Genomic DNA, 13872 nt, shown 5'->3' with positions numbered 1-13872 from the left:
GTTGTTTTTTTCTCAATATTGTTCACTTTCCTGGAGATCGTATTACTCCAGGAGTCTTTTCGTATATTAACTATTTTACTCCTAAAATTTTAGAGAAACCCAATGGACTTACTCATTATTTTAACCTACGTGGCTTGCGCCTGGATGGTTTTTAAGATATTTAAAATACCTGTCAATAAATGGAGCATTCCAACTGCCGCACTGGGAGGTATTTTTTTAGTCAGTGGTTTAATACTAATGATGAATTATAACCACCCCTATACATTTAGCGCGCAGAAAGCGGTTATTGCTATTCCTGTTGTTCCGCAGGTCAGTGGGGTGGTGATGGAAGTCACCGACAAACCCAACCAGCTCATTCACAAGGGTGATATTCTTTTTAAACTCGACCCTGCACGGTATCAGGCACGTCTTGATAAACTACAGGCTGACATGGTCACCGAAATGCATGCAACTGAAGCGCTGCGCGCTCAGTTAAGCGAGGCAAAGGCCAGAACCGAATACGCTCAGGTTGAACGTAATAAATATCAGCAGGAATATCAGCGCTATGTCAAAGGGAGCCAGGCGAAAGTAAATCCTTTCTCTGAGCGCGATATCGATGTGGCCAGACAAAATTATCTGGCGCAGGAGGCTACGTTAAGAGGTTCACAAGCCGAACAACAACAAATCCAGAGCCAACTAGATGGCGAAGTCAATGGGGTAAATTCTCGAGTAGCCAGCCTGAAAGCACAAATTGACGAAGCAAAATTCGATCTTGACCAGACGGTTGTCCGCGCACCCAGCGATGGCTACGCAACCCAGGTTCTGGTTCGTCCAGGTACGTATGCTGCAGCAATGCCGCTCCGACCAGTGATGGTTTTCATTCCACAGCAGAAACGTCAAATCATTGCCACTTTCCGACAAAATTCCTTATTGCGTTTAAAAGCAGGTGATGACGCAGAGGCTGTTTTTAATGCGCTCCCAGGACAGGTTTTCACAGGAAAATTAACCAACGTTATCCCTGTGGTTTCATCAGGTGCCTATCAGGCACAAGGAGTGCTGCAGTCGCTGAATCTAAAACCGGGTGGTGATGGTGTGATGGCAACAATTGAGCTTGACCCTAATATGGAGCTTGATGCACTCCCTGATGGTATCTATGCCCAGGTCGCCATTTACTCTGACCATTTTAAACATGTAGCCGTTATGCGTAAGGTATTGTTACGTATGACGAGCTGGATGCACTACCTGTATTTGGATCACTAAATCAGGTGATTCAAAATGGTACTTACAGGGAATGTTCAATGCCTCTGGGACATTATAAAAAAATTCTATGAATACAATATGTTAAACCACCGACAACTTCGTCAAATCTCACCTTGCTCAGGTGAGATAAAACACAGGTTAATTATTACTTTTTTTCATGCTTCAAAAAAACAAAAATTTTTCACAGACACCAAAAACACGTGGATCTGATATAAAAAATCATTAGTAAATGTAATTCATTTCCTTTCCCCTTAAAAAATCTCAATCGTGATCTACTGCACAAATCGCTAATCTGCCCCCACTATACATGGGGGCAATTATGCTGCTACATACTCTCTATCTGATTGGTATCACCGCCGAGGCGATGACGGGCGCACTGGCGGCCGGACGTCGCCGGATGGATACCTTTGGCGTCATTATCATCGCTACCGCTACCGCGCTTGGCGGTGGTTCCGTGCGCGATATCCTGCTCGGGCACTATCCGCTGGGTTGGGTCAAAAACCCCGAGTACGTCATCATCGTGGCCTCCGCCGCCGTGCTGACTACCATCGTCGCCCCCGTCATGCCGTATCTGCGCCGCCTGTTTTTGGTGCTCGACGCGCTGGGCCTCGTCGTTTTTTCCATCATCGGCGCGCAAATTGCGCTGGATATGGGCGAAAGTCCGGTCATTGCCACCATCGCCGCCGTGGTCACCGGCGTCTTCGGCGGCGTCCTGCGCGATATGTTCTGCAAACGAATTCCACTGGTCTTTCAGAAAGAGCTGTACGCCGGGGTCTCCTTCGCCGCAGCGGTGCTTTATATCGCGCTACAGCACTACGTCTCCAACCACGACGTGGTGGTTATCTCCACGCTGCTGTTCGGCTTTACCGCTCGCATGCTGGCGTTGCGCCTGAAGCTTGGCCTGCCTGTGTTTCACTACAAACACAGCGCGCACTGATCTTAAAACCCGGGAATGCCTAGCCCGGCTAACCACCCGGCCAACGCGTCCACCTGCGGGTGGTGGAGCCAGTTTACGATTTGCCGCGCTTTTTCCTCACCCATTCCCGGTAGCGCCCGCCAGTCGGCCTCGCTGCGCTGGCGCATCGCCTGCCACGACCGATCCCCGGCGGCTTTTAATGCCGCCTGCGCCAGCGGCGCCCCCATCGCCACTATCCAGCGGATGAACGGCTGCTCCCGCACCAGATTGAAACGGTGCCACAAGGTCAGCCCACGCGCGGGAGACAGCCCCGGCGTCGCCTGCAGCTGCTCTGGCGTTAGCTGTAGCCATGAAAAGAGGTGCTCGAAATGGTGCGCCTGATACAGCATCCGCCAGCCCGCATTACCTAGCCCTTCGATATCCAGCGCCTGCTTTGAGCTTAGCCAGACAAGCCGGGCGAAAAATTGCGCCATGCACTCCGGAGAGGCATAAAAGCAGGTCAGCGCGTTGTAGTGAGGAACCGGCGGCGACGGTTTTTGCCTGTCCACTCCGCGCCATACCACACCGTCGACTCGCGGTATTCCCTGCCCTGCAAGGCTGACCAGAATCTGATCGCCCGGCGCGATATCCAGCGCTTGCCAGCGTGCAACGCTTCCCAGGCTAACGCGCTGCACCCGCTTATCGTCGAGCGCGACGGGCTCAAGCGCCGCAACAACCGCCACTTTCCCCGTGCGCCCAACGGTAAAACGGATGGCGGTCACTTCCGCCACCTGGCTGACCGGCGTGTATTTCCATGCCGCGACCCAGCCGCCTTCGCCAGGCAGCCACCGCTCGCCCGCAGGTTCCTGCGCCGCACGAATAACGACGCCGTCCGTGACGAACGGCAGCGGCGCGCTAAACCACGCGGCCCGGCGTTGCTCGACATCGTCAATCGTTTTCACCGGCTGTGTCCAGGCGGCCGTTAAATGAAAGCCTGCCGCCGTCAGCGCGGTAAGGCGTTCCGGCATCGTCTGCGGCCCATCCGGCCATTCCCAGATAAAGAGGCCGAGATGCGCCAGAGCGTCGCTGTCACCCTGGCGCATCATCGCGCCCGCCGCCTTTGCACGAGCATTCATGCCGCCCATCCGCTGCTGGATATGGTTGTCCTGCCGCCAGAAAATCTCGCCCTGCAGCACACAGTTCGCCAGCAACCCCTGTGTTTGCTGCGGTATCGCGGCAATGGCCCGCGCTTTTACCGTCCAGTCTTCACCCTTTAGCCCATTGCCACGGCTGATGGCCTGCGCCAGCTTACCCTGCCGGTAGACAAGCGTTACCGCCACGCCGTCCACTTTAGGCTGTACCCACAAATCCTGACGCGCACGCATCCACTGCTCAAGCGCCGCTTTGCTCGCCATCTTATGCACGCCGGTATGGGCAACAGGGTGTTTCACGCTACCGCCGATGGCGGGCGCCTCCTCCGCAGACCGTTCCTCATGAAAGCAGCGCTGCCATTGCTTAAGACGCGCGTTGAGCTGGTCATACACCTCATCGCTCACCTCGCTGGCCCCCTGCCGCCAGTACGCCTCATTCCAGTGCGTAATCTGAGCATTCAGCGCCGCCATCTCCTGCTCCGCTTTCGCGGGCGACCAGACAGGACACACCGCCAGTACGCAACTGCACCACATCATCATTAACCCGCCAGTCCACCGCCACATTGTCACCCCTCCTTGTTTTGCATCAGATATACCCTGGCGCGTGTGGGCGGCGCGAAGGGCAAACTCACGGTTCACGAGGAAGCTTCAGAACATTGTTTTTGTTGCAGCAACTCGCCGTTAAAGCAGGAAAACAGTACGCAAAATTCAACAATCCAGTGGAAAAAGTGTGACAAAGGCTACGTCACTGTGCGGCGACGTGTATAATAGGCTCGTATGTAGACTTTCCTTCGAACTCACATACACAAGACTCTCATGGCTCAAGGCACGCTTTATATTGTTTCTGCCCCTAGTGGCGCGGGTAAATCCAGCCTTATTCAGGCACTGTTGAAAACCCAACCGTTGTACGATACGCAGGTTTCTGTTTCACACACCACGCGCCAACCGCGTCCTGGTGAAGTGCACGGTGAACACTATTTCTTTGTTAATCATGACGAATTCAGAACGATGATTGGCAGAGAGGCTTTCCTTGAGCATGCGGAAGTTTTTGGCAATTTTTACGGCACTTCTCGCGAAACTATCGAGCAGGTGCTGAAAACCGGCGTCGACGTGTTCCTCGACATCGACTGGCAGGGCGCGCAGCAAATCCGGGAGAGAATGCCGGATGCCCGCAGCATCTTTATTCTGCCGCCGTCGAAAGATGAACTGGATCGCCGCCTGCGTGGCCGCGGCCAGGACAGCGAAGAGGTTATCGCCAAACGCATGGCGCAGGCGGTTGCAGAAATGAGTCACTACGCCGAATATGATTACCTGATTGTGAATGATGATTTTGATACCGCCCTGGGCGATTTGAAAACCATCATCCGCGCTGAACGTCTGCGCATGAGCCGCCAAAAGCAGCGACATGACGCTTTAATCAGCAAACTATTGGCAGACTGAACCCACATTCAGTATCATGCCCAGTCATTTCTTCACCTGTGGAGCTTTTTAATTATGGCACGCGTAACTGTTCAGGACGCTGTAGAGAAAATTGGTAACCGTTTTGACCTGGTACTGGTGGCCGCGCGTCGCGCTCGTCAGATGCAGGTAGGCGGCAAGGATCCGCTGGTACCGGAAGAAAACGATAAAACCACCGTTATCGCGCTGCGCGAAATCGAAGAAGGTCTGATCAACAACCAGATCCTCGACGTGCGTGAGCGCCAGGAGCAGCAAGAGCAGGAAGCCGCAGAACTGCAGGCCGTTACCGCCATTGCTGAAGGTCGTCGTTAATTAACCCTGCGGGTCGCCCTTGTATCTGTTTGAAAGCCTGAATCAGCTGATTCAAACTTACCTGCCGCCAGACCAGATCAAGCGTCTGCAGCAGGCGTATCTCGTTGCACGTGACGCTCACGAGGGGCAAACACGTTCAAGCGGTGAACCCTATATCACGCACCCGGTAGCGGTGGCCTGTATTCTGGCCGAGATGAAGCTCGACTATGAAACGCTGATGGCCGCGCTGCTGCATGACGTGATTGAAGATACCCCCGCCACCTATCAGGACATGGAACAGCTGTTTGGCAAAAGCGTTGCCGAACTGGTGGAAGGGGTATCCAAACTTGATAAGCTCAAGTTTCGCGATAAGAAAGAGGCGCAGGCCGAAAACTTTCGCAAGATGATTATGGCGATGGTGCAGGATATCCGCGTCATTCTCATCAAACTCGCCGACCGTACCCACAACATGCGCACGCTGGGCTCATTACGCCCGGATAAACGCCGCCGCATCGCCCGCGAAACGCTGGAAATTTACAGTCCGCTGGCACACCGCTTAGGTATTCACCACATTAAAACCGAGCTCGAAGAGCTGGGCTTTGAAGCGCTGTATCCTAACCGCTACCGCGTCATCAAAGAGGTGGTCAAAGCAGCGCGCGGCAACCGTAAAGAGATGATTCAAAAAATCCTCTCCGAAATCGAAGGGCGTTTGCAGGAAGCGGGAATTCCGTGCCGCGTCAGCGGTCGCGAAAAGCATCTGTATTCGATCTACTGCAAAATGGTGCTTAAAGAGCAGCGATTTCACTCGATCATGGATATTTACGCCTTCCGCGTGATCGTCCACGATGTCGATACCTGCTATCGCGTGCTCGGTCAGATGCACAGCCTGTACAAACCGCGTCCCGGTCGCGTCAAAGACTACATCGCCATTCCGAAAGCGAACGGCTATCAGTCGCTGCACACCTCGATGATTGGCCCGCACGGCGTGCCGGTCGAAGTGCAGATCCGCACCGAAGACATGGACATGATGGCGGAGATGGGTGTTGCCGCCCACTGGGCCTACAAACAGAACGGCGAAAGCAGCACCACCGCGCAGATCCGCGCGCAGCGCTGGATGCAAAGCCTGCTGGAGCTTCAGCAGAGCGCTGGTAGCTCGTTTGAATTTATCGAGAGCGTTAAATCCGATCTCTTCCCGGATGAGATTTACGTTTTCACCCCGGAAGGCCGCATCGTTGAACTGCCTGCTGGCGCTACGCCGGTGGATTTCGCCTATGCGGTGCACACCGATATCGGCCATGCCTGCGTCGGCGCCCGCGTCGACCGCCAGCCGTATCCGCTGTCGCAGTCGCTTTCCAGCGGCCAGACGGTAGAAATTATTACCGCGCCGGGCGCCCGTCCGAACGCCGCCTGGCTGAACTTTGTCGTAAGCTCGAAAGCGCGCGCCAGAATTCGCCAGATGCTGAAAAACCTCAAGCGTGACGATTCAGTCAGCCTGGGCCGTCGCCTGCTGAACCATGCGCTTGGCGGCAGCCGTAAGCTCGCCGAGATCCCGCCGGAGAACATCCAGCGAGAGCTTGAGCGGATGAAGCTCGCCACCCTTGACGATCTGCTGGCCGAAATCGGCCTCGGCAACGCCATGAGCGTGGTGGTTGCGAAAAACCTGCAGCAGGGCGATGCCACCGCGCCATCGACCAGTACGACGAGCCATGGTCATCTGCCTATCAAGGGCGCCGACGGTGTACTCATCACCTTCGCGAAGTGCTGCCGCCCGATTCCTGGCGACCCGATCATCGCCCACGTCAGCCCCGGCAAAGGGCTGGTTATCCACCACGAGTCTTGCCGCAATATTCGCGGCTACCAGAAAGAGCCGGAAAAATTCATGGCCGTGGAGTGGGATAAAGAGACGGAGCAGGAATTTATCACCGAGATTAAGGTGGATATGTTCAACCACCAGGGGGCGCTGGCGAACCTGACCGCTGCTATCAACACCGCCTCTTCCAACATTCAGAGCCTGAATACGGAAGAGAAAGATGGCCGCGTTTACAGCGCCTTTATTCGTCTGACCGCCCGTGACCGTGTGCATCTGGCGAACATCATGCGCAAGATTCGCGTCATGCCGGATGTGATTAAAGTCACCCGTAACAGAAACTAGTCTTCTATGAATGAACAACGTTATGCGCGTATCCGTGAGATGCTCGCCAGACGTCAGCCTGACCTGACGGTCTGCATGGAGCAAGTCCATAAACCCCATAACGTCTCGGCGATCGTACGTACCGCCGATGCCGTCGGCGTTCACGAAGTGCACGCCGTGTGGCCCGGCAACCGCATGCGCACCATGGCCTCCACCGCCGCAGGCAGCAACAGCTGGGTTTCGGTGAAAACCCACCGCACCATCGGCGACGCCGTCGCGCAGTTGAAAGGCCGCGACATGCAGATCCTCGCCACGCACCTTTCTGATAACGCCGTCGATTTTCGCGAGATAGACTACACCCGCCCGACCTGTATCCTGATGGGTCAGGAGAAAACCGGCATCACCGAGGAAGCGCTGGCGCTGGCGGACCAGGACATCATCATCCCGATGATCGGCATGGTGCAGTCGCTGAACGTCTCCGTCGCCTCTGCGCTTATCCTCTACGAAGCACAGCGTCAGCGGCAAAATGCGGGTATGTACCGACGTGAAAACAGCACGTTGCCGCAGGAAGAGCAGCAACGTCTGCTGTTTGAAGGCGGCTATCCGGTGCTGGCGAAAGTGGCCAAACGCAAAGGCCTTCCCTACCCTCACGTGAACGACAGCGGCGAAATAGACGCCGATGCCGCGTGGTGGGCGACCATGCAGGCGGCAGGTTAAGCCATGAAGGGGCGCTTACTGGATGCCGTGCCATTAAGTGCCTTAACCGGCGTTGGCGCAGCGCAAACCAGCAAACTGGCTAAAATCGGCCTGCACAACGTGCAGGATCTGCTGCTACACCTGCCGTTACGCTATGAAGACCGTACCCATCTTTACACCGTCAATGACCTGCTGCCCGGCGTCTACGCCACGGTAGAAGGCGAAGTGCTCAACTGCAATATCACCTTCGGCGGCCGCCGGATGATGACCTGCCAGATTAGCGACGGCACCGGCATCCTCACCCTACGCTTTTTCAACTTTAACGCGGCGATGAAAAACAGCCTCGCGACGGGAAAACGCGTGCTTGCTTACGGCGAAGCCAGACGCGGCAAATACGGCGCGGAGATGATCCACCCGGAATACCGCGTGCAGGGCGACCTCAGCACACCGGAGCTACAGGAAACGTTGACCCCGGTCTATCCCACGACCGAGGGCGTACGGCAGGCCACCCTGCGTAAGCTCACCGACCAGGCCCTGGACCTGCTGGAGACCTGCGCCATCGCCGAGCTGCTGCCGCCCGAACTGGCGCAGGGAATGATGAGCCTGCCCAAAGCATTGCGCACGCTGCACCGTCCACCGCCGTCGCTACAGCTGAGCGACCTCGAAAGCGGGCAGCATCCGGCGCAGCGTCGTCTGATTATGGAAGAGCTGCTGGCGCATAACCTGAGCATGCTGGCGCTGCGCGCCGGGGCTCAGCGCTATCACGCCCAGCCGCTGTCGCCGCAGGATAACCTCAAGCACGCGCTGCTCGATGCGCTGCCGTTCAAACCCACGGGCGCGCAGGCGCGGGTGGTGGGCGAAATTGAGCATGATATGGCGCAGGACATTCCGATGATGCGTCTGGTGCAGGGCGACGTCGGCTCCGGGAAAACGCTGGTCGCCGCGCTTGCCGCGCTGCGGGCGATTGCCCACGGCAACCAGGTGGCGCTGATGGCGCCCACCGAACTGCTCGCCGAGCAGCACGCGAACAACTTTCGTGCCTGGTTCGCGCCGCTCGGCGTCGACGTAGGCTGGCTGGCAGGCAAGCAAAAGGGTAAGGCGCGTCTCGCGCAGCAAGAGGCCATCGCCAGCGGTCAGGTGCAGATGATTGTCGGCACTCACGCTATCTTTCAGGAGCAGGTGCAGTTCAACGGCCTGGCGCTGGTGATTATCGACGAACAGCACCGTTTTGGCGTGCATCAGCGGCTGGCGCTGTGGGAAAAAGGCCAGCAGCAGGGCTTCCACCCACATCAGCTAATCATGACCGCCACCCCGATTCCACGTACGCTGGCGATGACCGCCTACGCCGACCTCGACACCTCGGTTATCGACGAACTACCGCCGGGCCGTACGCCGGTCACCACCGTCGCCATTGCCGACACCCGCCGCAGCGCTATTATCGACCGGGTTCGCCACGCCTGCACCACCGAAGGCCGTCAGGCCTACTGGGTGTGTACGCTGATTGAAGAGTCGGAGCTGCTGGAGGCTCAGGCGGCGGAAGCCACCTGGGAAGAGCTAAAATTAGCCCTACCGGAACTGAATATCGGGCTGGTTCACGGGCGTATGAAGCCTGCCGAGAAGCAGGCGGTGATGCAGGCGTTCAAGCAGGGCGACCTGCATCTGCTGATCGCCACCACCGTCATTGAAGTCGGGGTGGACGTGCCGAACGCCAGCCTGATGATCATCGAAAACCCGGAGCGCCTGGGACTGGCCCAGTTGCACCAGCTCAGGGGCCGCGTCGGGCGCGGCGCGGTCGCGTCGCACTGCGTGCTGCTCTACAAATCACCGCTGTCGAAGACTGCGCAGATGCGCCTGCAGGTGCTGCGCGACAGCAACGACGGTTTCGTGATTGCGCAAAAAGACCTGGAGATCCGCGGTCCTGGCGAGCTGCTCGGCACCCGCCAGACCGGCAACGCCGAATTTAAAGTCGCTGACCTGCTGCGCGATCAGGCCATTATTCCGGACGTTCAGCGCATTGCGCGGCATATTCACGAAAAATACCCGCAGCAGGCGCTGGCGCTTATCGAGCGCTGGATGCCGGAAACCGAACGATATTCCAACGCGTAGAGCGACGCTCTGCGTGAAATTTTAGCCTCCACAATGAGTTTGCTATGAGACGAGAACTTGCCATCGAATTTTCACGCGTCACCGAAGCGGCGGCGCTTGCGGGCTACAAATGGTTAGGACGCGGTGATAAAAACGCGGCCGACGGCGCGGCGGTCAACGCCATGCGCATTATGCTTAACCAGGTCAATATCGATGGCACCATCGTTATCGGCGAAGGGGAGATCGACGAGGCGCCGATGCTCTATATCGGCGAGCAGGTCGGCACCGGCGACGGCGACGCAGTGGATATCGCCGTCGACCCTATCGAAGGCACGCGCATGACGGCCATGGGCCAGGCCAACGCGCTGGCGGTTCTGGCGGTAGGCGATAAGGGCTGCTTCCTGAACGCGCCGGACATGTACATGGAAAAACTGATTGTCGGCCCGGGCGCCAAAGGGGCTATCGACCTCCATCTGCCGCTGGCGGACAACCTGCGCAACGTCGCGGCTGCGCTGGGTAAACCGCTCAATGAACTGACCGTCACGATTCTGGCGAAACCGCGCCATGACGCGGTTATTAACGAGCTCCAGCAGCTCGGCGTACGCGTATTCGCCATTCCGGACGGCGACGTTGCCGCCTCTATCCTCACCTGCATGCCGGACAGCGAAGTCGACGTGCTGTACGGTATCGGCGGCGCGCCGGAAGGCGTTGTCTCCGCCGCGGTGATCCGCGCGCTGGACGGCGACATGCAGGGCCGCCTGCTGGCGCGCCACGAGGTGAAAGGCGACAGCAGCGAAAACCGCCGTATCGGCGAGAGCGAGCTTGCCCGCTGCGCGGCAATGGGCATTGAGGCTGGCAAGGTGCTACGTCTGGACGATATGGCGCGCAGCGACAACGTGATTTTCTCCGCCACCGGCATCACCAAAGGCGATCTGCTGGAGGGCATTAGCCGTAAAGGCAACATGGCCACCACCGAAACGCTGCTGATCCGCGGCAAATCCCGCACCATCCGCCGTATTCAGTCCATTCACTATCTGGACCGCAAAGACCCGGACGTACAGCGCCATATTCTTTGATTTACGACGATATTTGATCAATAGAGCTTTCCGGCCCCGTTGGGCTGGAAATCTCCTCTTCAAGTGACGAAGATAGGACTATCAACGCACAAAAGGAGAGAGTCATGGCGGACTGGGTCACAGGAAAAGTCACCAACATTGAGTTCTGGACAGACACCTTGTTCAGTCTCACCGTACATGCCCCCGTACATCCCTTCACGGCCGGACAATTCACCAAGCTTGGGCTGGAGATTGACGGCGAGCGCGTGCAGCGCGCCTATTCCTACGTCAACGCGCCGGGAAACCCCGAGCTGGAGTTCTATCTGGTCACCGTGCCGGACGGCAAACTGAGCCCGCGTCTGGCGGCGCTGAAGCCCGGCGATGAGGTTCAGGTGGTGAGCGAGGCGGCAGGCTTCTTTGTGCTTGAGGAGATTCCGGCCTGCGATACCCTGTGGATGCTGGCGACCGGCACGGCGCTGGGTCCGTATCTCTCTATCCTGCAGGAAGGCCGCGATCTCGACCGTTTCAGTCATCTGGTGCTGGTGCATGCGGTGCGCTATGCCGCGGATTTAAGCTATCTGCCGCTGATGCGCGAGCTGGAGCAGCGTTATGGCGGCAAACTGCGCATTCAAACCGTGGTGAGCCGGGAAACCGTCGCCGGGTCGCTGACCGGGCGCGTCCCGGCGCTTATCGACAGCGGCGCGCTGGAGTCGGCCGTCGGTCTGACGATGACCACGGAAAACAGCCATGTGATGCTGTGCGGCAACCCGCAGATGGTGCGCGACACCCAGCAGTTGCTGAAAGAGACCCGACAGATGACCAAACATCTGCGCCGTCGGCCGGGCCACATGACCGCCGAGCACTACTGGTAATCAGCGGTATTTCACATCCTGCGTCTCTTTGCCGTATTTGTTCTCGCCCTGGGTGCCGACAAACGCGCCCAGGTCAATCAGCATCATGACGATAATCAGCGTTGGGATGAACCGCCCGACGCCCCACTGCCAGACGCCCGGCAGCATCGCCCAGTTCCCCGCCAGCAACATCCAGGCCAGAATCATCAGCAGCGCCCAGATACCGGATTTCCCGCGGTCATGCAGGCGTTTAACGGTCACAGCCGCCGTTGGCCACAGCAGACACACCAGCGCGAACGCGGCGGTTTGCAGGCTCAGCCAGCCGCTGCCGGCAAGCGTAAATAACACAATCATGGCCAGCACCCAAATGCCGATCCACACCCAGAAGTCACGGCGTCCAATACGGCCGTTAATTGAAAATAACCACTGCTGTAGGGTCATCAGGCGTTCCTTATTCTCAGAGTGGCGCGTAGTTTACCCTGGAGTCGCGACTTTTTGACAAGCGGGGCGTTTTCCCGTTTTAATCATCGGCATGAAATTTCTTAGGTAACGTGCATGAATAAGTGGCTGACTCTGTGTTTTATCGGGCTTGTGGGGCTGACGGCAGGCCAAAGCGCCCTGTCTGCGGACGAGTCCGTGACGACCGCGGCCCCGTATCTGCTCTCCGGCGCGCCGACGTTCGATCTCTCCATCAGCCAGTTCCGGGAGAAATTCAACGCCGACAACCCTTCCCTGCCGCTTAATGAATTTCGCGCCATCGCCACCAGCAGCGACCCGCAAAACCTGACCCGCGCAGCGAGCAAAATCAACGAGAACCTGTACGCCTCGACCGCCCTTGAGCCCGGGACGATGAAGATTAAATCGATGCAAATCACCTGGCTGCCGATCCAGGGGCCAGAGCAGAAAGCCGCCAAAGCGAAAGCGCTGGAGTATATGAGCGCGGTGCTGCGCCTTTTTACCCCGGCGATGACCAAACCGCAGAGCATGCAGAAACTGCAAAAGCTGCTGACTGCCGGTAAGAACAAACATTACTACGCCAGCATTGAAGGCGCGATTCGCTATGTGGTGGCAGATAATGGCGAAAAGGGGCTGACCTTCGCTGTTGAACCGATTAAGCTGGCGCTATCTGAAACACTGCAAGGGGAGAATAAATGACAAAAAGCAAAGCCTTTCCAGTGTGGGATCTCTATACTGTTTCTCAGACCATGCCGCGCCTTTCGGGCGGCCATCTTCCTTAATTCGCTTATTTAGCGTGGAGAATTAAAATGCGACATCCTTTAGTGATGGGTAACTGGAAACTGAACGGCAGCCGCCACATGGTAAATGAACTGGTTGCTAACCTGCGTAAAGAGCTGGCTGGCGTTACTGGCTGTGCGGTCGCTATCGCGCCGCCGGACATGTACCTGGATCTGGCTAAACATGCCGCAGACGGCAGCCACATCGTACTGGGTGCGCAGAACGTTGACGTGAACCTGTCCGGCGCATTCACCGGTGAAACCTCCGCTGAAATGCTGAAAGATATCGGTGCGAAATACATCATCATCGGTCACTCTGAGCGTCGTACTTACCACAAAGAATCCGATGAATTCATCGCTAAAAAATTCGCTGTGCTGAAAGAGCAGGGTCTGATTCCGGTTCTGTGCATCGGCGAAACCGAAGCAGAAAACGAAGCGGGCAAAACCGAAGAAGTGTGCGCACGTCAGATTGACGCGGTCCTGAAAACTCAGGGCGCTGAAGCCTTCGTTGGCGCAGTTATCGCTTACGAGCCAGTATGGGCTATCGGTACCGGCAAATCGGCAACGCCGGCGCAGGCGCAGGCCGTTCACAAATTCATCCGCGACCACATCGCGAAAGCTGACGCCAACGTCGCTGAGCAGGTCATCATCCAGTACGGCGGTTCCGTAAACGCCTCTAACGCTGCCGAGCTGTTCACCCAGCCGGACATCGACGGCGCGCTGGTTGGCGGCGCCTCTCTGAAAGCAGACGCTTTCGCCGTTATCGTTAAAGCAGCAGAAGCGGC

13 protein-coding genes are annotated in these 13872 nt (G+C 57.3%); 11 read left to right on the top strand and 2 right to left on the bottom strand.

The features are described from left to right. The first annotated feature begins 102 nt into the window (after nt 1-102). Together JO226_RS19160 and JO226_RS19155 are read left to right on the top strand one after the other, a co-directional pair. Entirely contained in the window at nt 103-1239 is a 1137-nt protein-coding gene (locus JO226_RS19160) for an HlyD family secretion protein (RefSeq protein WP_296406352.1), read from the top strand. A gap of 319 nt (nt 1240-1558) precedes the next feature. Beyond that, nucleotides 1559-2176: a trimeric intracellular cation channel family protein gene (locus JO226_RS19155; protein WP_296406350.1), complete on the top strand. Its 618-nt coding sequence runs from the start codon at nt 1559-1561 to the stop codon at nt 2174-2176. 2 nt (nt 2177-2178) lie between these two features. Here the strand turns inward: JO226_RS19155 and ligB are convergent, their stop codons facing one another. Next, entirely contained in the window at nt 2179-3849 is a 1671-nt protein-coding gene (ligB, locus tag JO226_RS19150) for an NAD-dependent DNA ligase LigB (RefSeq protein WP_296406349.1), read from the bottom strand. 252 nt (nt 3850-4101) lie between these two features. On the opposite strand from ligB, the gene gmk reads away from it, so the two are divergent. From gmk to fpr, 7 genes are all read left to right on the top strand, one after another. Next, on the top strand, nt 4102-4725 hold the full coding sequence (gene gmk / locus JO226_RS19145) for a guanylate kinase (protein WP_296406347.1): 624 nt from the start codon (nt 4102-4104) through the stop codon (nt 4723-4725). A gap of 54 nt (nt 4726-4779) precedes the next feature. After that, nucleotides 4780-5055, top strand: a complete 276-nt coding sequence (gene rpoZ, locus JO226_RS19140) for a DNA-directed RNA polymerase subunit omega (RefSeq protein WP_000135058.1) — start codon at nt 4780-4782, stop codon at nt 5053-5055. A 19-nt stretch (nt 5056-5074) separates the two neighbouring features. Then, nucleotides 5075-7186 carry a bifunctional GTP diphosphokinase/guanosine-3',5'-bis pyrophosphate 3'-pyrophosphohydrolase gene (gene spoT / locus JO226_RS19135; RefSeq protein ID WP_296406333.1) on the top strand — a complete coding sequence of 704 codons (2112 nt, stop codon included), beginning with the start codon at nt 5075-5077 and terminating at the stop codon, nt 7184-7186. A gap of 6 nt (nt 7187-7192) precedes the next feature. Next, nucleotides 7193-7882, top strand: a complete 690-nt coding sequence (gene trmH, locus JO226_RS19130) for a tRNA (guanosine(18)-2'-O)-methyltransferase TrmH (RefSeq protein WP_296406331.1) — start codon at nt 7193-7195, stop codon at nt 7880-7882. A gap of 3 nt (nt 7883-7885) precedes the next feature. Further along, nucleotides 7886-9967: an ATP-dependent DNA helicase RecG gene (gene recG / locus JO226_RS19125; RefSeq protein ID WP_296406329.1), complete on the top strand. Its 2082-nt coding sequence runs from the start codon at nt 7886-7888 to the stop codon at nt 9965-9967. Nucleotides 9968-10011: 44 nt separating this feature from the next. Continuing rightward, the gene (glpX, locus tag JO226_RS19120) at nt 10012-11022 is read left to right on the top strand and encodes a class II fructose-bisphosphatase (protein ID WP_296406327.1); all 1011 of its coding nucleotides are present in this window, start codon (nt 10012-10014) and stop codon (nt 11020-11022) included. Between the two features lie 104 nt (nt 11023-11126). Next, the gene (fpr, locus tag JO226_RS19115; RefSeq protein WP_296406325.1) at nt 11127-11873 is read left to right on the top strand and encodes a ferredoxin--NADP(+) reductase; all 747 of its coding nucleotides are present in this window, start codon (nt 11127-11129) and stop codon (nt 11871-11873) included. Here fpr and JO226_RS19110 read toward each other — a convergent pair whose 3' ends face one another. Then, nucleotides 11874-12293, bottom strand: coding sequence for a DUF805 domain-containing protein (locus tag JO226_RS19110; protein WP_296406323.1), 420 nt, complete (start codon nt 12291-12293; stop codon nt 11874-11876). Between the two features lie 114 nt (nt 12294-12407). On the opposite strand from JO226_RS19110, the gene JO226_RS19105 reads away from it, so the two are divergent. Further along, nucleotides 12408-13007: a DUF1454 family protein gene (locus JO226_RS19105; RefSeq protein ID WP_296406321.1), complete on the top strand. Its 600-nt coding sequence runs from the start codon at nt 12408-12410 to the stop codon at nt 13005-13007. Between the two features lie 110 nt (nt 13008-13117). Next, nucleotides 13118-13872, top strand: a 755-nt coding sequence (gene tpiA, locus JO226_RS19100) for a triose-phosphate isomerase (RefSeq protein WP_296406318.1), incomplete at its 3' end; no start/stop codon positions are given.

It is taken from the genome of Pluralibacter sp., from assembly GCF_019237635.1.
GTDB lineage: Bacteria > Pseudomonadota > Gammaproteobacteria > Enterobacterales > Enterobacteriaceae > Enterobacter_B.
This window is presented reverse-complemented; position numbering and strand designations above follow the sequence as displayed.

Bases quoted from the DNA above. Each gene is read 5' to 3' on its own strand.
- JO226_RS19160 (WP_296406352.1), top strand. From the start codon at position 103: ATGGACTTACTCATTATTTTAACCTACGTGGCTTGCGCCTGGATGGTT.
- JO226_RS19155 (WP_296406350.1), top strand. From the start codon at position 1,559: ATGCTGCTACATACTCTCTATCTGATTGGTATCACCGCCGAGGCGATG.
- ligB (WP_296406349.1), bottom strand. From the start codon at position 3,849: ATGTGGCGGTGGACTGGCGGGTTAATGATGATGTGGTGCAGTTGCGTA.
- gmk (WP_296406347.1), top strand. From the start codon at position 4,102: ATGGCTCAAGGCACGCTTTATATTGTTTCTGCCCCTAGTGGCGCGGGT.
- rpoZ (WP_000135058.1), top strand. From the start codon at position 4,780: ATGGCACGCGTAACTGTTCAGGACGCTGTAGAGAAAATTGGTAACCGT.
- trmH (WP_296406331.1), top strand. From the start codon at position 7,193: ATGAATGAACAACGTTATGCGCGTATCCGTGAGATGCTCGCCAGACGT.
- recG (WP_296406329.1), top strand. From the start codon at position 7,886: ATGAAGGGGCGCTTACTGGATGCCGTGCCATTAAGTGCCTTAACCGGC.
- glpX (WP_296406327.1), top strand. From the start codon at position 10,012: ATGAGACGAGAACTTGCCATCGAATTTTCACGCGTCACCGAAGCGGCG.
- fpr (WP_296406325.1), top strand. From the start codon at position 11,127: ATGGCGGACTGGGTCACAGGAAAAGTCACCAACATTGAGTTCTGGACA.
- JO226_RS19110 (WP_296406323.1), bottom strand. From the start codon at position 12,293: ATGACCCTACAGCAGTGGTTATTTTCAATTAACGGCCGTATTGGACGC.
- JO226_RS19105 (WP_296406321.1), top strand. From the start codon at position 12,408: ATGAATAAGTGGCTGACTCTGTGTTTTATCGGGCTTGTGGGGCTGACG.